The sequence below is a fragment of the Variovorax sp. WS11 genome (genome assembly GCF_010499245.1).
Lineage (GTDB): Bacteria > Pseudomonadota > Gammaproteobacteria > Burkholderiales > Burkholderiaceae_C > Variovorax.
This window is the reverse complement of record NZ_JAAGOW010000001.1, coordinates 2041461-2057724: the sequence shown is the minus strand read 5'-3', so window position 1 is coordinate 2057724 and position 16264 is coordinate 2041461. Positions and strand designations below refer to the sequence as shown.

18 protein-coding genes are annotated in these 16264 nt (G+C 68.4%); 5 read left to right on the top strand and 13 right to left on the bottom strand.

Annotated elements, in window-relative coordinates; translation table 11 throughout:
* Window positions 1-25 precede the first annotated feature (25 nt).
* The gene (locus tag GXN78_RS10230; RefSeq protein ID WP_106558965.1) at window positions 26-1255 is read left to right on the top strand and encodes a putative zinc-binding metallopeptidase; all 1230 of its coding nucleotides are present in this window, start codon (window positions 26-28) and stop codon (window positions 1253-1255) included.
* Here the strand turns inward: GXN78_RS10230 and GXN78_RS42165 are convergent.
* From GXN78_RS42165 to GXN78_RS10200, 6 genes are all read right to left on the bottom strand, one after another.
* A complete protein-coding gene (locus GXN78_RS42165; protein ID WP_308812427.1) occupies window positions 1150-1515 on the bottom strand; it encodes a cysteine-rich CWC family protein in 366 nt (121 codons plus the stop codon). The genes GXN78_RS10230 and GXN78_RS42165 overlap by 106 nt on opposite strands.
* Before the next feature lie 2 nt (window positions 1516-1517).
* Window positions 1518-2777 carry a 6-phosphofructokinase gene (locus tag GXN78_RS10220; protein WP_106558963.1) on the bottom strand — a complete coding sequence of 420 codons (1260 nt, stop codon included), beginning with the start codon at window positions 2775-2777 and terminating at the stop codon, window positions 1518-1520.
* Window positions 2778-2817: 40 nt separating this feature from the next.
* Window positions 2818-3981, bottom strand: a complete 1164-nt coding sequence (locus GXN78_RS10215; RefSeq protein ID WP_106558962.1) for an acyl-CoA dehydrogenase family protein — start codon at window positions 3979-3981, stop codon at window positions 2818-2820.
* A complete protein-coding gene (locus GXN78_RS10210) occupies window positions 3978-4778 on the bottom strand; it encodes an enoyl-CoA hydratase-related protein (protein ID WP_106558961.1) in 801 nt (266 codons plus the stop codon). The genes GXN78_RS10215 and GXN78_RS10210 overlap by 4 nt, the downstream gene beginning before the upstream one ends.
* Entirely contained in the window at window positions 4778-5956 is a 1179-nt protein-coding gene (locus tag GXN78_RS10205) for an acetyl-CoA C-acetyltransferase (RefSeq protein ID WP_106558960.1), read from the bottom strand. The genes GXN78_RS10210 and GXN78_RS10205 overlap by 1 nt, the downstream gene beginning before the upstream one ends.
* Before the next feature lie 130 nt (window positions 5957-6086).
* Window positions 6087-6398 (bottom strand): DUF2917 domain-containing protein, encoded by a 312-nt coding sequence (locus tag GXN78_RS10200; protein WP_239142661.1) that lies wholly within the window; start codon window positions 6396-6398, stop codon window positions 6087-6089.
* Window positions 6399-6481: 83 nt separating this feature from the next.
* Between GXN78_RS10200 and GXN78_RS10195 the strand changes: the two genes are divergently transcribed.
* Complete coding sequence (locus GXN78_RS10195) at window positions 6482-7414, top strand: LysR substrate-binding domain-containing protein (protein ID WP_106558958.1); 933 nt, start codon at window positions 6482-6484, stop codon at window positions 7412-7414.
* A 6-nt stretch (window positions 7415-7420) separates the two neighbouring features.
* On the opposite strand, the gene GXN78_RS10190 is transcribed toward GXN78_RS10195, so the two are convergent.
* Window positions 7421-8026 (bottom strand): L,D-transpeptidase, encoded by a 606-nt coding sequence (locus GXN78_RS10190; RefSeq protein ID WP_239142814.1) that lies wholly within the window; start codon window positions 8024-8026, stop codon window positions 7421-7423.
* A gap of 75 nt (window positions 8027-8101) precedes the next feature.
* Complete coding sequence (locus GXN78_RS10185) at window positions 8102-8404, bottom strand: proteophosphoglycan ppg4 (protein WP_106558957.1); 303 nt, start codon at window positions 8402-8404, stop codon at window positions 8102-8104.
* Window positions 8405-8590: 186 nt separating this feature from the next.
* On the opposite strand from GXN78_RS10185, the gene GXN78_RS10180 reads away from it, so the two are divergent.
* Entirely contained in the window at window positions 8591-9310 is a 720-nt protein-coding gene (locus GXN78_RS10180; protein WP_106558956.1) for a ProQ/FINO family protein, read from the top strand.
* 75 nt (window positions 9311-9385) lie between these two features.
* Here the strand turns inward: GXN78_RS10180 and GXN78_RS10175 are convergent, their stop codons facing one another.
* The 5 genes from GXN78_RS10175 to GXN78_RS10155 form a co-directional block, all read right to left on the bottom strand.
* Window positions 9386-9907: a Rossmann fold nucleotide-binding protein gene (locus GXN78_RS10175; protein WP_106558955.1), complete on the bottom strand. Its 522-nt coding sequence runs from the start codon at window positions 9905-9907 to the stop codon at window positions 9386-9388.
* Between the two features lie 188 nt (window positions 9908-10095).
* Window positions 10096-10860 carry an AAA family ATPase gene (locus tag GXN78_RS10170; RefSeq protein ID WP_106558954.1) on the bottom strand — a complete coding sequence of 255 codons (765 nt, stop codon included), beginning with the start codon at window positions 10858-10860 and terminating at the stop codon, window positions 10096-10098.
* Window positions 10861-10925: 65 nt separating this feature from the next.
* Complete coding sequence (locus GXN78_RS10165) at window positions 10926-11375, bottom strand: SRPBCC family protein (RefSeq protein WP_106558953.1); 450 nt, start codon at window positions 11373-11375, stop codon at window positions 10926-10928.
* A 23-nt stretch (window positions 11376-11398) separates the two neighbouring features.
* Complete coding sequence (locus GXN78_RS10160) at window positions 11399-11812, bottom strand: PaaI family thioesterase (RefSeq protein ID WP_106558952.1); 414 nt, start codon at window positions 11810-11812, stop codon at window positions 11399-11401.
* A gap of 6 nt (window positions 11813-11818) precedes the next feature.
* A complete protein-coding gene (locus tag GXN78_RS10155; protein ID WP_106558951.1) occupies window positions 11819-13996 on the bottom strand; it encodes a malate synthase G in 2178 nt (725 codons plus the stop codon).
* Window positions 13997-14215: 219 nt separating this feature from the next.
* On the opposite strand from GXN78_RS10155, the gene hisC reads away from it, so the two are divergent.
* Entirely contained in the window at window positions 14216-15211 is a 996-nt protein-coding gene (hisC, locus tag GXN78_RS10150; protein ID WP_106558950.1) for a histidinol-phosphate transaminase, read from the top strand.
* A gap of 38 nt (window positions 15212-15249) precedes the next feature.
* Window positions 15250-16206, top strand: a complete 957-nt coding sequence (locus GXN78_RS10145; RefSeq protein WP_308812426.1) for a Bug family tripartite tricarboxylate transporter substrate binding protein — start codon at window positions 15250-15252, stop codon at window positions 16204-16206.
* Window positions 16207-16264: the final 58 nt, after the last annotated feature.

Here is a 16264-nt window from a genome sequence, read left to right as displayed (position 1 = left end):
CAGGTCACGCAAAGAGAAGAGAGACATGGAATCCGCCATCGACGAGAAGACAACCACCGGCACCGAGGCCGCGCCCACGCTCGCCGCCGAGCTGAAGGCGCCGACGGTCACCCGCGCCTACCAGTGCCAGTGCGGCCGGCCGGTGTTCCTGCGCAACAGCCAGTGCCTGGCCTGCCACACGCCGCTCGGCTACGTGGTCGACCATCTGGGCGTGGTGCCGCTCGCCCCCGACACCCGCGAGGGCGCCGAGCCCGATACCTTCACCCTCTTCGGAGACCCTGACGGCAAGGCCTACCGCCGCTGCGCCAACCTGCTGACGCCCGGCGCCTGCAACTGGATGGTGCCGGCGCCGCGCGAGGGCGACGATCCGTCCTTCAACACCGACGGGCTGGTGCCCGGCCTTTGCCTGGCCTGCAGCGTCACGCGCACCATCCCCGACCTCTCGATCGAGAGCAACGGCGAGCTGTGGCGCAAGCTGGAGCTGGCCAAGCGCCGGCTGGTCTCGCAGTTGCTCGCGCTCGAGCTGCCCGTGGTCACGCGCCTGGCCGATCCGGTGCATGGCCTGGCCTTCGACTTCCTCGGCAACCTCCCGGGCGGCCCGCACGTGATGACCGGCCATCAGATGGGCGTGATCACCCTCAACGCCGAGGAGGCCGAGGACGCGGTGCGCGAGCGCATCCGCGCCGAGATGCGCGAGCCCTACCGCACGCTGGTGGGCCATTTCCGCCACGAGATCGGCCACTACTACTGGGACCTGCTGGTCCACCCCACCCACTGGCTCGAGCCCTTCCGCGAGCTCTTCGGCGACGAGCGCGCCGACTACGCGGCGGCGCTGCAGGCGTACTACGAGAGCGGCCCGCCGCCCGACTGGGCCAACCGCTTCGTCACCAGCTACGCGAGCTCACATCCGTGGGAGGATTGGGCCGAGACCTGGGCCCATTACCTGCACATGGCCGACACCGCGGACACCGCCATGAGCTTCGGCGTCGACGCGCAGAACGTGGAGCTCACCAGCGACCTGTTCGAGCTCTCGGACCTGTGGCAGCCCGAGCACCCCGAGGCCGGCGAGTTCCTCGACTTTCTCAACGGCTGGGTGCGGCTGACCAACGTGCTCAACGAACTGTCGCGCAGCATGGGCCAGCCCGACTACTACCCCTTCGTGCTGCCGCGCGTGGCGGTGGGAAAGCTGCAGTTCATCCACGAAGTGATCTCGGAGCAGCGCGCCGGCTCGCGCGACCCCACCCCGGAGCGATAGGGCTTACTCCCTCTCCCAGGGGGAGAGGGAGTTAAAACGGGCTCCGGAGCAACTGCATCCATAGCGCAGCGCGCGCAGATGCAGGCCAGGCCCCGTGCCTCGGGCGGCACGCGCGCAAGTGCCTCACGGCTGACGCCGGCCTGCATGCACCAGCAGGGCCTCTGCGCCTGCCCGGTCTCGCGTTCGAGCTCGATCGCGCAGCGATTGGCTTCGCCGCACACTGGGCAGCGCGAGGCGTCGAGGCTCGGCTTCGCGCCCATCATCACTTTGCGATCTCGAAGGCCGGCAGCTTCTTCTCGACCGGATGGTTCTGCAGCGTCACGTACACCGGCAGCCCGTCGCGGTAGGCGGGATAGTCCTCACCCTGGATCAGCGGCAGCAGATACGCACGTCCCTTGTCGCTGATGCCGTAGCCGTCGGGCGAGATGTAGTCGCGCGGCATGAACTTCTCGGCATTGGCCACCTGGTCCAGCGGCGCGCTGCCGATGCGGTAGGCATACGGCGTGTCGGAGGTGCGTTCGATGGTCGGCATCACCGAGTTCTTGCCTTCGAGCGCAAGCTCCACGGCACGCTGCCCGAGTTCGTAGGCCTGCCGCGCGTCGGTGGCCGAGGCGATGTGGCGCGCCGAGCGCTGCAGGTAGTCGGCCACCGCCCAGTGGAACTTGTAGCCCAGCGCCTCCTTCACCATCTGCGCCACCACCGGCGCCGCGCCGCCGAGCTGCGCGTGGCCGAAGGCGTCCTTGCTGCCCTGCTCGGCGAGGAAGCTGCCGTCGGGATGGTGCGCGCCTTCCGACACCACCACCGTGCAGTAGCCGTGGTGCTTGACCAGTGCATCGACCCGCGCCAGGAAGGCCGGCTGGTCGAAGGGGATCTCGGGGAACAGGATCACGACCGGGATGCCGTGGTCCGCCGCCAGCCCGCCGGCCGCGGCGATCCAGCCCGCATGGCGGCCCATCACCTCCAGCACGAAGACCTTGGTCGAGGTCGCGGCCATCGAACGCACGTCCAGCGAGGCCTCGAGCGTGGACACGGCGACGTACTTCGCGACCGAGCCGAAGCCGGGGCAGCAGTCGGTCAGCGGCAGGTCGTTGTCGATGGTCTTGGGCACATGGATGGCCTGCAGCGCATAGCCCATCGACTGCGACAGCTGGCTCACCTTGAAGCAGGTGTCGGCGGAATCGCCGCCGCCGTTGTAGAAGAAGTAGCCGATGCCGTGGGCCTTGAAGACCTCGATCAGCCGCTCGTACTCGCGGCGGTTCTTCTCCAGCGACTTGAGCTTGTAGCGGCAGGAGCCGAAGGCGCCCGCGGGCGTGGTGCGCAGCGCCGCGATGGCCTCGGCCGATTCGAGGCCGGTGTCGATCAGGTCCTCGGCCAGCGCGCCGAGGATGCCGTTGCGCCCGGCATAGACGGTGCCGATGCGGTCGGCGTGCCGGCGCGCGGTTTCGATCACGCCGGCCGCCGAGGCGTTGATCACCGAGGTGACGCCCCCGGACTGGGCATAGAAGGCATTGAGGGTAGGCATGCGGGCATTCTCCCGCAGGCCCCCGCCGGATGCCAGCGCTTCAGCGCCCCGGCAGCCCCATGGCCCGCGTGATCACCTCCTTCATGATCTCGTTGGTGCCGCCATAGATGCGCTGCACCCGCGCATCGGCATACGCGCGCGTCACCGGGTACTCCCACATGAAGCCGTAGCCGCCGTGCAACTGCACGCACTCGTCCATCACCTTGCACTGCAGGTCGGTGGTCCAGTACTTGGCCATGCTGGCGGTGGCGGTATCCAGCTTCTGCTCCATCAGAAGCTCGATGCACTTGTCGACGAAGACCTGCGCCACCTGCACCTCGGTCTGAAGCTCGGCCAGCGTGTAGCGCGTGTTCTGGTAGGCGCCCACGGGCTGGCCGAAGACCTTGCGGTCCTTGACGTAGGCGACGGTGTGGTCGATCGCCGCCTGCGAGGCGGCCACCGCGCTGATCGCGATCTGCAGCCGCTCCCAGGGCAGCTGTTCCATCAGGCAGACGAAGCCGCGGTTCTCCTGCGCTTCGCCGCCGAGCAGGGCGTCGGCCGGCAGGTGCACGTCGTTGAAGAAAAGCTCGGAAGTGTCTTGCGCCTTCAGCCCCAGCTTCTTCAGCCGCTGGCCCTTCTCGAAGCCCGGCATGCCACGCTCCACCAGGAACAGGCTGGTGCCCTTGGCGCCGCCCTCGGGGTCGGTCTTGGCGACCACGATCACCAGGTCCGCATGCCAGCCGTTGGTGATGAAGGTCTTGCTGCCCGAGAGCCGCCAGCTGCCGTCGGGCTGCTTGAGCGCCGCGGTGCGCACGGCCTGCAGGTCGCTGCCGGCGCCGGGCTCGCTCATCGCGATGGCGCCCACCATCTCGCCGCTCGCCAGCTTCGGCAGGTAGTTGTTCTTCTGCGCCTCGGTGCCGTAGTGCAGGATGTACGGCGCCACGATCTCGCTGTGCAGTCCGAAGCCGACGCCGGTGAAGCCCCGCGCCCACAGCTCCTCGAACTGGATCACCGAATAGAGCAGGTCGGCGCCCGCGCCGCCGTGTTCCTCGGGCAGCGACATGCAGAGAAAGCCGTTCTCGCCGGCCTTGTTCCAGAGCGCCCGGTCGACATAGCCGTGCGATTCCCAGTCCTCGTGGAAGGGCGCGATCTCCTTGTCCATGAAGCGGCGGAAGCTGTCGCGAAAGGCCTCGTGGTCGGGGGTGAAGAGGGTGCGTTCGATCATGCTTGTCTCCCCGGAAATTCCGGCGCGCGCTTCTGCAGGAAGGCGGCGACGCCCTCGGCGAAGCTGGGACGGTTCAGGAGCTCGCGCTGGCGCTCGCTTTCGTAGTGCAGCTGCTCGGGCAGGGTGTGGCGCGCCGACGCCTCGAAGGCGCGGCGCGCCTCGATCACCGCATGCGCGGGCAAGCGCGCCAGGCGCTGCGCGAGCTGCTGCGCCTCGAGCAGCAGCACATCGTCTTCCACGCAGGCCCAGATCAGCCCCCACTGCGCCGCGCGTTCGGCGCCCAGGCGCTCGTCGAGCAAGCTCATGCCCATTGCGCGCGCCGGGCCCACCAGCCGCGGAATGATCCAGGTGCAGCCCAGGTCCGGCACGATGCCGAGCTTCGGCAGGAAGGACAGGTAGAAGTAGGCGCTCTTCGCCGCGATCGTCACGTCGCCGGCCAGCGCGAGGCCCACGCCGGCGCCCGCGGCGGCGCCGTTGACCGCGCACACCACCGGCACCGGCAGCGCGCGCAGCTCCTCGATCAGCGGGTTGCTCACCGACTGCATCCACTTCGCCGTCTGGTCGCCCAGCGTCTCGTTGGCTTCGGGCGGGCGCATCGCGCTCAGGTCCGCACCCACGCAGAAGGCCTTGCCGGCGGCGGTGAGGACCACCGCGCGCACGCCGCGGTCCTCGCGCACGCGGGCAAGCGCTGCGCGCAGCTCGTGCTGCAGGTCGAGCGCGATCGGGTTGAGCTTGGCCGGCAGGTTCAGCGTCAGCGTCGCCAAGCCTTCTTTGGCTTCCCAGAGGACGGCGGCCATCAGAGCCGCTCCACGATCGTCACGTTGGCCATGCCGCCGCCTTCGCACATGGTCTGCAGCCCATAGCGCTTGCCGCGCTGGCCCAGTGCGTGGACCAGCGTGGTCATGAGCTTGGTGCCCGAGGCGCCCAGCGGATGGCCCAGCGCGATCGCGCCGCCGTTCACGTTGAGCCGAGCCGGGTCGGCGCCCAGCGCCTGCAGCCAGGCGATGGGCACCGGCGCAAAGGCTTCGTTGACCTCGTAGAGATCGATGCCCTCGATCTTCAGGCCGGCCTTCTGCAGTGCGCGCTGCGTGGCGGGAATGGGTGCTTCCAGCATGATCACCGGGTCGTGGCCCAGCACGCTCATGTGATGGATGCGCGCAAGCGGCTTTACGCCCAGCGCCTTCAGCCCGCGTTCGTTGACCACCAGTACGCCGCTGGCGCCATCGCAGATCTGGCTGGCCGTGGCGGCGGTGCAGCGGCCGCCCTCGGCGATCAGCTTCACGCCGGCGATGCCCTCCAGCGTGACATCGAAGCGGATGCCTTCGTCCACGGCGTGCATCTCGCCCGCGGCGCTGCCGTCGGCGAGGCGCGCCTCGACCGGCAGGATCTCGCCGGCGAAGGCGCCCTCGCGGGTCGCGGCGATCGCGCGCCGGTGGGTCTCGAAGGCATAGCGGTCCAGCGCCTCCTTCGTGATGCCGTAGTTCTTCGCGATCATCTCGGCGCCGGTGAACTGGCTGAACTCCACGCCCGGGTAGCGGCGCTGCATGGCCGGGCTGGTGTAGCCACCCAGGCCCGCCTTGGCCGGCAGCGCGTTGGGCGTGAACATGGGCACGCGCGTCATGCTCTCGACGCCGCCCGCGATCACCGCGTCCATGCTGCCCGACATCACGGCCTGCGCCGCGAAATGCAGTGCCTGCTGCGAAGAGCCGCACTGCCGGTCGACCGAAGTGCCGGGCACCGATTCGGGCAGCTTCGACGCCAGCACCGCGTTGCGCCCCACGTTGCTGGCCTGCTGGCCGACCTGGCTGACGCAGCCGAGGATGACGTCCTCCACCGCCGCCGCGTCGATGCCGCTTTTCGCGACCAGTGCGTCGATCACCTGTGCCGCCAGGTCGGCCGGATGCCAGCCCGCCAGCCTGCCGCCGCGGCGGCCGCCGGCGGTGCGCGTCGCGGCCACAATGTATGCCTCTGCCATGTGATGTCCTTGTCCGGGGAAGAAAAAGCCATGGCCGGCGCAACCAAAAGCAAAACGCCGTCACCTGGGGTGACGGCGTCGCTGCGTCAGGGCCACGAGCGTCGATGGTTCAACGCCCGGGGCTGCAAGGTCAAGCCGGGGACATCCCGTGGGGCCAGAGTCGCCAAGGCGACCGCGCGGGCTCTTCCCGCACCGGCAGCGCCGCGGGCCGCGAGCCCGAGACGGTGATGCACGAGGGCTCGAGCGCCGACACCAGCATGCGCCGGTGCTGGTCGCCTTCGAAGCGCTCGCCCGGTGCCAGCACGATGTCGCGCGGATCGTGGTCCAGCGTGACCCACACGCTGCCGCTGCGGCATTCGATGCCCACGCCGGCGGCGTCGGGCAGGGTGAAGATGGTGCGCTTGGCCAGGCTCAGGTGGAAACGGCTGGTAGCGGTGTTCATGGCGGACTCCTTTTGCATTCGGCTCTGGAATGAATATAGTGAGCCAGAGAGCCGTAGTCACACGGTCAAATGGAACTCGTAGCATGCGTGTAGAGAATGCGAAACCCCTGCCCGCGGGCGCCGAGCTGCCGCCGCTGGAGCTGCTGCGCAGCTTCGAGGCCGCGGCCCGCACGCTGAGCTTCACGCAGGCGGCGGGCGAGCTCTTCCTCACACAATCGGCCGTCAGCCGGCAAATCCAGCAGCTCGAGGCCAGCCTGGGCGTGTTGCTGTTCGAGCGCCGCCATCGCGCCCTGGCGCTGACCGAGGCCGGCGCCGTGCTGCAGCGCGCGGTGGTCGAAAGCCTGGAGCGGCTGCGCGACGCCACCGCCCGGCTGCGGGCGGCACCGATGCTGCGCCAAGTTGCGATCACCTGCACGCCGGGCTTCGCTTCCTTCTGGCTGATCCCGCGGCTCTCCCGCTTCACCGCGGACCATCCGCGGGTCGACGTGCGGCTGTCGGCCACGCTGGAGGTGCTGGACCTGGAGCGCAGCCGCATCGACGTGGCGGTGCGCTTCGTGCCCATCGAGCGCGGCACCGGGCCCGCGCTCTTCGAGGAGTCCGTGATCCCGCTGTGCGCGCCGAGCATCGCCGGGCAGCTGCGCTCGCCCGACGACCTGGTCGACCAGACGCTGCTGACCATCGATGTGCCCAAGCACAGCGAGGCTCCCACGGTCGACTGGGAGCCCTGGCTCGAGGTGATGGGGCTCACCGAGCTGCGCATGAAGAATTCCTTGCGCTTCACCCAGTACACCGACGCGGTCGGGGCCGCGGTGGCCGGCCAAGGCGTGGTGATCGGCCGCCTGCCGCTGCTGCGCGATCTGCTGGAGAACGGGAGCCTGGTGGCGCCTTTCGGCACGGATGTGGCTTCGCGCCGGGCCTATTTCATCGAGAGCTCGCGCCGCGCGGCCGGGAATGCGGATGCGCAGGATTTCGTGCGCTGGCTGCGCGCCGAGGCCGAGGCGGCGCAGCGATCTTGAGCGCCTTCAGTGCGGGTCGGCCGCGAACTCGAACAGCGCGCCAACCGGCCCGCTCTCGGGCAGCACATAGACCACGCCGCGCGCGGCACCGACGACGGGCTTGAGCTGCGCGTCGTAGAAATCGGCCGGCACGTTGATGCAGCCGTAAGAGATTCGGTTGTCGTCGACGCCGGGCGACGCCAGGCGTTCCAGCCGGCGCTCAGCCGGATTGGTGGCGCGCACGCGGTGCATCGAGACCGCTGCGCCGTAGTCGATCCAGGTAATGTCCTCGCCCTGCAGGTTGCGTCCCGGCTCGGACACGAAGCGGCCGGCCGGTGTGATGCGTTCTTCGGGGCGGATCTCCGACATCTGGCGCTCGCCGATGCCGGGCACCGAGCGATCGCCGTGGGCGAGCCCCAGCAGCACCGGTGCCGTGCCGCGCAGGCGGCCATCGGCGCCGAAGACAAACACGCGCGCCTGGCGCTTGTCCACCACCGCGAAGGGGCGCTGCACGCTGTCGCCCGAGGCCACCGCGCGCTGGGCGAAGCGCTGGATGTCTGGTGGCGTTTCAGGCGCGGCCGAAGCGGCGCACGCCGCGAGGCCGAGGAGGGCTTGCGCGAGCAGTTTCTTCATCATCGGGGCATGGGCTCAGGGCGGCACGAAAGAGCCGGGCACGCGGCCCGGCTGCTTGCTTGGGTCGCCAAGTCCTCAGTTGCGGTCCGCGCGGGCGGGGCGCATCGGCTCTGTCGTCTGCGGTTGCGCCGCTGGCGTGCTGCTGGTGTCGGGGGTCGTCGAGGGCATGGCCGCGGGCGCCTGGCTCGGGGTCGTCGTGCCGGGGCTTGTGCTCTGGCTGGGGCTGGCCTGGGCTACGGTGCTCGATTCCATCGGGGTGCCGGCCTGGCTCTGCTGTGTCGTGGCGGGCGGTGAGACCGTCGGCGCCGTGCTCTGGGCAAAGGCGAAGCCACTGGCGCCCAGGGCTAGGACGGCGAGAAGATGCTTGCGTGCGTTCATTGATGACTCCTTGAGGGTGCTGAGGTGCAAAGGGAAATGCCGGCTCGGTGACCGACTGCGTCCAACTTAGGCGCTCCGTTTGCGCCTGCCGGGTCGGTGGTCGGCGCGGCGTCCTGTAGGAGCGAGACCACGAGGGTCCGGCGCGGCATTACAGTCCGGGCAACCGTTTTGCAGAAAAAAGCTTCGATGACCGACACCGTTCCCGCACCGACCGCCGCCGAGAAGGAAGGCACCCCCGCACGCCGCAAGAAGAAGACCCAGGCCCGGCAGGCCCAGGCGCCGAAGGGCGCGCCATCGCCGGCACGCAAGGTGAATCCTGTGCTCGAGCGCCTTTTCGAGCTCTATCCGAAGATGTTCGGCGCGCGCTTCCTGCCGCTCAAGCTCGGCGTGTTTGAGGACCTGCTGGCGCTGCACCCCGACGAATTCAAGCGCGAGGACCTGAAGATCGCGCTCGGCCTGCATGCGCGCTCGACCCGCTACTTGGAGGCCGTGGCTTCGGGCAAGCAGCGCCATGACTTGAACGCCGTGCCGGTCGACCCGGTGGCCCCCGAGCATGTGCACCACGCCATCCTCGAGGTGTTCCGCCGGCGCCAGGCGCGCAGCGCCGAAGACCTGCGCCCGCAGCTGCGTGCGCGCCTGATGGAGGCCATCGAGGCCTCGGGCCTCTCGCGCGAAGACTACATGCTCGTCGTGCGCAGCAACGACGAGACCGCCAACGCCGTGCTCGACGAGGCCTTCGCCGAGCTGGGCGCGCGCAACGCCAAGCGCGAGGCGTTGCGCCGGGCCTTCGAGGCCAGCGGGCGCAGCGTCGCCGAGTTCGCGGAGATGTACGGGATGGATCCGGCGGAGGTGAAGCGAACGCTGGCCGCCGCGCGAGCGCGTCCCGAGACCTCGGACCCCGTTTGACTTCCTCTCCCTTTGGGAGACGGCGGGGGTAAGGGCACCGGCCCTTCGATCGGCCCTGAGCGCTTCATGCGCCCGCTACGGAGCCCGAACCAGACCCAGGCCCCGGAGCTGGGCCTCGAGCTCCGCGACCGAGCCCCAAGGCAGGATGGGTGAGTTCTGCCGCTCATCCGGAGGATTCGACGGCAGTGCATCGGACCAGCCGCCGCAGCCCACCAGCGGCAGCAACGGCCGCTTGTGGAGCCAGGCCAGGCAGACTTCGGAGATCGTGCCTGCTCGCCCGCCGATGACGATGCATGCGTCTCCGGCAAGCGCCATGAGCAGGTTGCGTGCATCGCCCATGCCGCAGGGGATGACCACCGTCGCAGGCCAGTCCGGCGGAGGCATCTCATCGGGCGGGACGATGCTGAGCACCAGGCCGCCGGCCTCGATGGCGCGCTCTGCGGCGACCTTGGTTGCCGGGCTTCCGCAGCCACTGACGACGGTGATGCCAAGGCGTGCCAGCAGCGCCCCGGCTTCACCTGCCAGCTCATGGGCAGCAGAGCCAGGTTCGGCGCTGCCGAGAACGCAGACCTGGGGGCGGCGGTGCGAGGGAGTCATGTGCGGAGTTCCGTTGCAATTCGGGACCCGGATTGTCTACGCCGCTGCCAAGCGGCGGCTCAGCCGTCGGAAGGCGCAGGCGCGACTTGGCGACGAGCGTTGAGAGGCGTCACTGCGCGAGAGCCTTTGCATTCAATGCATGTTCGAAGAGGCTGATCGCCTTCTGTCATGTCATCGCTCGCCACGGGTCAGGCGTCATCTGGTTCGCGCTCGAAAAGGACGCGCAGCATTCTCGCCGGATCGGCGAGAAAGTCCCGCGTCACTTGAAAGTGCTCGGTGTCTTCGTACGCTATCGGCGCAATGCCATCGCTCGCCAACTGATAGATCCGGGCATCGGGATAGGCCATCAGGATCGGGGAGTGTGTGGCGATCACGAACTGCGATCCATCGAGTATGAGGTCGTGAATGCGTGAGAGCGCTGCGAGCTGGCGCTGAGGCGACAGGGCAGCCTCAGGCTCGTCAAGCAAGTACAGGCCTTGGCCGCCGAAGCGGTTCGTGAGCAAAGCGAGGAAAGACTCCCCATGCGACTGCTCGTGAAGCGACCGACCACCGTAGGAACTGATGACCGGCGGTCCGAAGGATGGTTCCTCGTCGAGTCGCTCGATCTCTGTTGCGACATTGAAGAAACTTTCGGCGCGCAGAAAGAAGCCGTTGCGAGGCCGCCGAATGCCTTTGGCTACGCGAAGGAATTCGTGCAGCTCGGAGTGAGATGCTCTCGTACCGAATGCAAAGTTCTTGGTGCCGCCTTCCGGATTGAAGCCGAGCGACACAGCGATGGCCTCGAGCAGCGTTGACTTGCCGGATCCGTTCTCGCCGACGAGAACCGTCATTTTTGGATGCAACTCCAAGCGGTCGAGGCCCTTCACCGCGGGGAGGCTGAACGGGTAGCGATCGAAGGACGCGACCCTGTCCCGGAGCAGGGTGACGTGACTGACGAACGGTGTCGTGATCATGACGGCCAACGTGCTTCAGGCAGATGCTGCCAGCTTCAACCCGATGATGCTTGTGATGGCACCGCCTACGTGACGTTGAGGACCTCATTGGCAAGGCGGGTCAGATTCTGCTCGTTGGCTTCGGCCACGACGCCCGCTATACGCTCCTTGTGAGCCGGGGTGTCGAACACTTGCCGCCAGCCAACCAGGGTCTTGTTTCCCTGAGGCGTGAAGGTGATCGTCATCAAGAAGTGGTGGTCCTCGGAGAGGTGATCGAGTACCAGCCGCTCCGGCGCCACGACCTCGATGAAGACGTTCTCGTTTGGATAGTCGGCGCCGTCGGGCCCATGCATGACGAAGCGCCAATGGCCACCGGGCCGAAGCTCGAAGGTCTGGAAGGTGCTGGTGAACCCGTTGGGACCCCACCACCGGGCGAGGTGTTCGGGTTCGGAGAAAGCCTTGAAGACGCGCTCGCGCGGCGCATCGATGAGCCGTGAATGGATGAACGCTCGCTCGTCGGTTGATTCATTGCGCATACGTGGAGACCTCGTGTCGTGGCTCATGTTGCCCGTGCCGGAATGGAATACGTCCCCACGGCATGGGCAACGATGTCGCTGCGCCCCTCCGAGTACAGGCTGACCTCGCCCACCGCCAGGGAGCGCCCCAGCTTGATGAGCTTGCACACGCCGATGACGCGTGCCCCCGCCTCCGGCTTGCGAAGGAAGTTGATGTTCAGACTGGTCGTCACCGTCAAGGGAACGATGCCGATCTCAGCGAGGATCGCAACGTAGAGCGCCACGTCGGCCGTGGCCATGAGAACGGGCCCGGAGACCGTGCCTCCGGGCCGCAACTCGGCGGGGCCCACCTCGTGAGCCACGGTCGCGCCGGCATTGCCGGCTTCGAGGACAGCGCACTTCGTTTGCGGAAACTCGCGTGCGATGAAGGCTGCGATTTCTTCCCTGGTGGCCGGCATGGCGCGTCAGGCCTGCCCGGCCTTCACCTTCAAGCGCCACGCATGCAGCAGCGGCTCGGTGTACCCGCTCGGCTGCTCCACGCCCTTGAACACCAGCTCCTGCGCCGCCTTGTACGCCGCCGAGGTGCCGAAGTTGCCGGCCATGTTCTGGTAGAGCGCATCGCCTGCGTTCTGCTGGTCCACCACCGCCGCCATGCGCTGGAAGGTGGCGTCGACCTCTTCCTTCGTGACCACGCCGTGCAGCAGCCAGTTGGCGATGTGCTGGCTGGAGATGCGCAGCGTCGCGCGGTCTTCCATCAGGCCGATGTTGTGGATGTCCGGCACCTTGGAGCAGCCCACGCCCTGGTCGATCCAGCGCACCACGTAGCCGAGGATGCCCTGCACGTTGTTGTCCAGCTCCTGCTGGCGCTCCTGCGCCGTCCACTTCGCCTCGGCTGCGACGGGCACCTTCAGCAGGTCGGCGAGGATGTTGTCGCGCTCCGCATCGGCGTCGATCTTCTCCAGCTCCTTCTGCACCTCGGCCACGTTCACGCGGTGGTAGTGCAGCGCATGCAGCGTGGCCGCGGTGGGTGAGGGCACCCAGGCGGTGTTGGCGCCTGCCTTCGGGTGGCCGATCTTCTGCTCGAGCATGGCGGCCATCAGGTCCGGCATGGCCCACATGCCCTTGCCGATCTGCGCCTTGCCGCGCAGGCCGCACGAGAGGCCCACCAGCACGTTGTTCTTCTCGTAGGCCTGGATCCAGGGCGTGGTCTTCATGTCGCCCTTGCGCAGCATCGGGCCGGCGCGCATCGCGGTGTGCATCTCGTCGCCGGTGCGGTCCAGGAAGCCGGTGTTGATGAAGGCCACCCGCGCCGCCGCCTCGGCGATGCAAGCCTTGAGGTTGACGCTGGTGCGGCGCTCCTCGTCCATGATGCCCAGCTTCACCGTGTTGGCCGGCAGGCCCAGCATCTGCTCGACACGGCCGAAGAGCTCGCTGGCGAAGGCCACCTCGGCCGGGCCGTGCATCTTGGGCTTCACGATGTAGACGCTGCCGGTGCGCGAGTTGCCCTTGCGCTTCAGGTCGATCGTGGCGATGGTGGTGGTGATCACCGCGTCCATGATCCCCTCGGGGATCTCCTTGCCCTCGCCGTAGAGGATGGCCGGGTTGGTCATCAGGTGGCCGACATTGCGCACGAACATCAGCGAGCGGCCGTGCAGCTTGACCGGCTGGCCGCCGGCGCCGGTGTACTCGCGGTCCGGGTTCAAGCCGCGGGTGATGGTCTTGTCGCCCTTCTTCACGTCCTCCGTCAGCGTGCCCTGCAGGATGCCGAGCCAGTTGGAATAGGCGAGCACCTTGTCCTGCGCATCGACCACCGCCACCGAGTCTTCCAGGTCGAGGATGGTGGACAGCGCGGCTTCGAGCACCACGTCGCTGATGCCCGCGGCGTCGGTCTTGCCGATCGGCGTGTTGCGGTCGATCCGGATGTCGAGATGGATCCCGTTGTGCCTGAGCAGCACCGAGCCCGGCGCCGCCGCGTCGCCCTGGTAGCCGACGAACTGCGAGGGGTTCGCCAGCGGCGTGCTGCTGCTCTGCAGCGCGACCATCAGCTGGCCGTCCTTGACGGCGTAGCCGGTCGCATTCTTGTGCGAGCCGTTGGCCAGCGGCGCGGCCTGGTCCAGCACCTCGCGCGCGAACTCGATCACCTTCGCGCCGCGCGCCGGGTTGTAGCCCTTGCCTTTCTCGGCGCCGCCGGTCTCGGGGATGACGTCGGTGCCGTAGAGCGCGTCGTAGAGCGAACCCCAACGCGCATTGGCAGCGTTCAGCGCATAGCGGGCATTGAGGATCGGCACCACCAACTGCGGGCCGGCCTGCAGCGCGAGCTCGGCGTCGACATTGGCCGTGGTGGCTTTCACGCCCTGGGGCTGCGGCAGCAGGTACCCGATCTTTTCGAGGAAGGCGCGGTAGGCCGGCATGTCCGTGATCGGGCCGGGATGGGCCCGGTGCCAGGCGTCCATCTCCGACTGCAGCCGGTCGCGCTCGGCCAGGAGCGCGATGTTCTTGGGCGCGAGATCGCCGACGATGGCGTCGAAGCCCTTCCAGAAGACATCGCCGGCGACGCCGGTGGCCGGCAGCACCTGGTCTTCGATGAAGCGATGGAGCTCGGTGGCGACCTGGAGGCCGTGGACGGTCGTGCGGGCGGTCATGGTTATCTACTCCTTGAATTCAAGACGGAAGAATGCAGTCGGTGACTTTATTCGATACCTCGTTGATGAGTAAGAGCCTCAGGAGCGATTGATCAATGACCAAATTGGAGGTAATCGTCCGCGCCGAGGCCGGCAAGGGCACAAGCCAAAGGGTAGGCCCTGATAGGCAGTCTGCAAGCGCTCCATACATTTAACTTCTTAAATAAATCGGCCCTCGCGATGATCCTGCTGGCTTCCAACGAAAACCCGCTCGGCATGCCCGAGTCCGCGCGCCGCGCCGCGGCCGCCGCGCTCCAGGGCGCGGGCAACTACCCCGACAGCAACGGCACGGCGCTCAAGCACGCGCTGTCGGCGCGGCTCGACGTGCCGGCCGACTGGCTGGTGCTGGGCAGCGGCTCCAGCGAGATCCTCGAACTCGCGGCCCAGGTCAGCGTGAAGCCGGGCGAGCATGTCGTCTACTCGCAGTACGGCTTCGTGGTCTACGGGCAGGCGGCCGCGCATGCCCATGCGCGCAGCACGGTGGTGCCCGCGCAGGACTTCGGCCACGACCTCGGCGCCATGCGCGCTGCCATCGGCGAGGACACGCGGCTGGTCTTCGTCGCCAATCCCAACAACCCCACCGGCACCTTCATCGAGGCCGACGCACTGCTCGCCTTCCTGGAGTCGGTGCCGCCTCAGGTGACGGTGCTGCTCGACGAGGCCTACGGCGAGTACCTCGCGCCGGGGCAGCGCTACGACAGCATCGCCTGGGTGCGGCGCTTCCCCAACCTGATCGTCGCGCGCACCTTCTCCAAGGCCTATGGGCTGGCCGGCCTGCGCATCGGCTACGGCGTTGCCCAGCATGCGCTGGCGGCGCGGCTGAACGTGCAGCGGCCGCGCTTCAACGTCAGCACGCCGGCGCAAGCCGCGGCGGCGGCGGCGCTGGGCGACGGAGCCTTCCTGGCGCGCAGCTACCAGCTCAATATCGCCGGACGCGCGCGGCTCGAGGCGGGCTTGCACGAGCTTCGCCTCGCCTCGATCCCCTCCGCGGGCAACTTCCTGATGGCGCAGGTCGGCGAGGGCCGCACCGTGCATGCACGCCTGCTGGCCGCCGGCATCGAGGTTGCGCTGCTCGACAACTACGGCCTGCCGCACTGGCTGCGCATCACGGTCGGCCTGCCCGAGCAGAACGAGGCCGTGCTGGCCGCGCTGCGCGACCACGCGCCCGCGCGCTGAACGCAGAAGAGACCGAACAACAACCCGAGGAGACCGTCTTGATCAAACGCCGCCACTTCGCTGCGCTCGCCGCCGGCGCGCTCGCCATGCCCCTGGCCCTGGCGCAGGAGCGCAACACCCGCATCCTGGTCGGCTTCCCGCCCGGCGGCTCGGCCGACGTGGTGGCGCGCCTGCTGGCCGACCGGATGCGCGTTTCGCTCGCGCAGAACGTGATCGTCGACAACAAGCCGGGCGCGGCCGGCCGGCTGGCGCTGTCGGAGCTCAAGCGTTCCGTGCCGGACGGCAGCACGCTCATCTTCTCGCCCAGCGGCGCGATGGTGATCCATCCCTGGCTCTATGCGAACCTGGGCTACGACACTGCGAAGGACTTCACCCCGATCTCGCTGGTCAGCACTTTCGACTTCGCGGTGACCGCCGGGCCCGGCGCGCCGGCGGGCGACCTCAAGACCGTGCTGGCCTGGATGAAGGCCAACCCCTCCAAGGCCAACTACGCGACCTCGGGCGCCGGCACCGTGCCGCATTTCGCCGGCCTGCTGCTCTCGCAGGCGGCCGGCGTGCCGATGACGCATGTGGCCTACCGCGGCGGCGCGCCGGCCGCGCAGGACCTGATCGGTGGGCAGGTGCCGCTGATGGTGGATACGGCGGTCGAGACCATCGAGCACCACCGCGCCGGCAAAGTGCGCATCCTGGCCGTCACCGGCGCGCAGCGCAGCAAGGCGCTGCCGGATGTCCCCACGCTCAAGGAGTCCGGCATCGATATCACGGCCGACGCCTTCTTCGGGCTCTACGGCCCGCCCGGAATGCCGCCGGAGCTGGTGCAGCGCATCGACCGCGCCGTGGCCGACGCATTGCGCGCGCCCGAGATCCAGGAGCGCATCTACAACCTCGGCCTGGTGCCGGCGCATGCCGGGCCGGCCGAGTTGGCGGCCGTCCAGGCGGCGCACCTGAAGCGCTGGGAAGCGCCCATCAAGGCTTCGGGCTTCAAGGCGGAATAGATCGCCTATCTCGCCCGGGGTCGTGCCGCACGTGAAAAGGGCGCAGCCGGCCTGTGAC

Coding starts and splice junctions, on each gene's coding strand:
- GXN78_RS10230 (WP_106558965.1), top strand. CDS start 26: ATGGAATCCGCCATCGACGAGAAGACAACCACCGGCACCGAGGCCGCG.
- GXN78_RS42165 (WP_308812427.1), bottom strand. CDS start 1,515: ATGGGCGCGAAGCCGAGCCTCGACGCCTCGCGCTGCCCAGTGTGCGGC.
- GXN78_RS10220 (WP_106558963.1), bottom strand. CDS start 2,777: ATGCCTACCCTCAATGCCTTCTATGCCCAGTCCGGGGGCGTCACCTCG.
- GXN78_RS10215 (WP_106558962.1), bottom strand. CDS start 3,981: ATGATCGAACGCACCCTCTTCACCCCCGACCACGAGGCCTTTCGCGAC.
- GXN78_RS10210 (WP_106558961.1), bottom strand. CDS start 4,778: ATGGCCGCCGTCCTCTGGGAAGCCAAAGAAGGCTTGGCGACGCTGACG.
- GXN78_RS10205 (WP_106558960.1), bottom strand. CDS start 5,956: ATGGCAGAGGCATACATTGTGGCCGCGACGCGCACCGCCGGCGGCCGC.
- GXN78_RS10200 (WP_239142661.1), bottom strand. CDS start 6,398: ATGAACACCGCTACCAGCCGTTTCCACCTGAGCCTGGCCAAGCGCACC.
- GXN78_RS10195 (WP_106558958.1), top strand. CDS start 6,482: ATGCGTGTAGAGAATGCGAAACCCCTGCCCGCGGGCGCCGAGCTGCCG.
- GXN78_RS10190 (WP_239142814.1), bottom strand. CDS start 8,026: ATGAAGAAACTGCTCGCGCAAGCCCTCCTCGGCCTCGCGGCGTGCGCC.
- GXN78_RS10185 (WP_106558957.1), bottom strand. CDS start 8,404: ATGAACGCACGCAAGCATCTTCTCGCCGTCCTAGCCCTGGGCGCCAGT.
- GXN78_RS10180 (WP_106558956.1), top strand. CDS start 8,591: ATGACCGACACCGTTCCCGCACCGACCGCCGCCGAGAAGGAAGGCACC.
- GXN78_RS10175 (WP_106558955.1), bottom strand. CDS start 9,907: ATGACTCCCTCGCACCGCCGCCCCCAGGTCTGCGTTCTCGGCAGCGCC.
- GXN78_RS10170 (WP_106558954.1), bottom strand. CDS start 10,860: ATGATCACGACACCGTTCGTCAGTCACGTCACCCTGCTCCGGGACAGG.
- GXN78_RS10165 (WP_106558953.1), bottom strand. CDS start 11,375: ATGCGCAATGAATCAACCGACGAGCGAGCGTTCATCCATTCACGGCTC.
- GXN78_RS10160 (WP_106558952.1), bottom strand. CDS start 11,812: ATGCCGGCCACCAGGGAAGAAATCGCAGCCTTCATCGCACGCGAGTTT.
- GXN78_RS10155 (WP_106558951.1), bottom strand. CDS start 13,996: ATGACCGCCCGCACGACCGTCCACGGCCTCCAGGTCGCCACCGAGCTC.
- hisC (WP_106558950.1), top strand. CDS start 14,216: ATGATCCTGCTGGCTTCCAACGAAAACCCGCTCGGCATGCCCGAGTCC.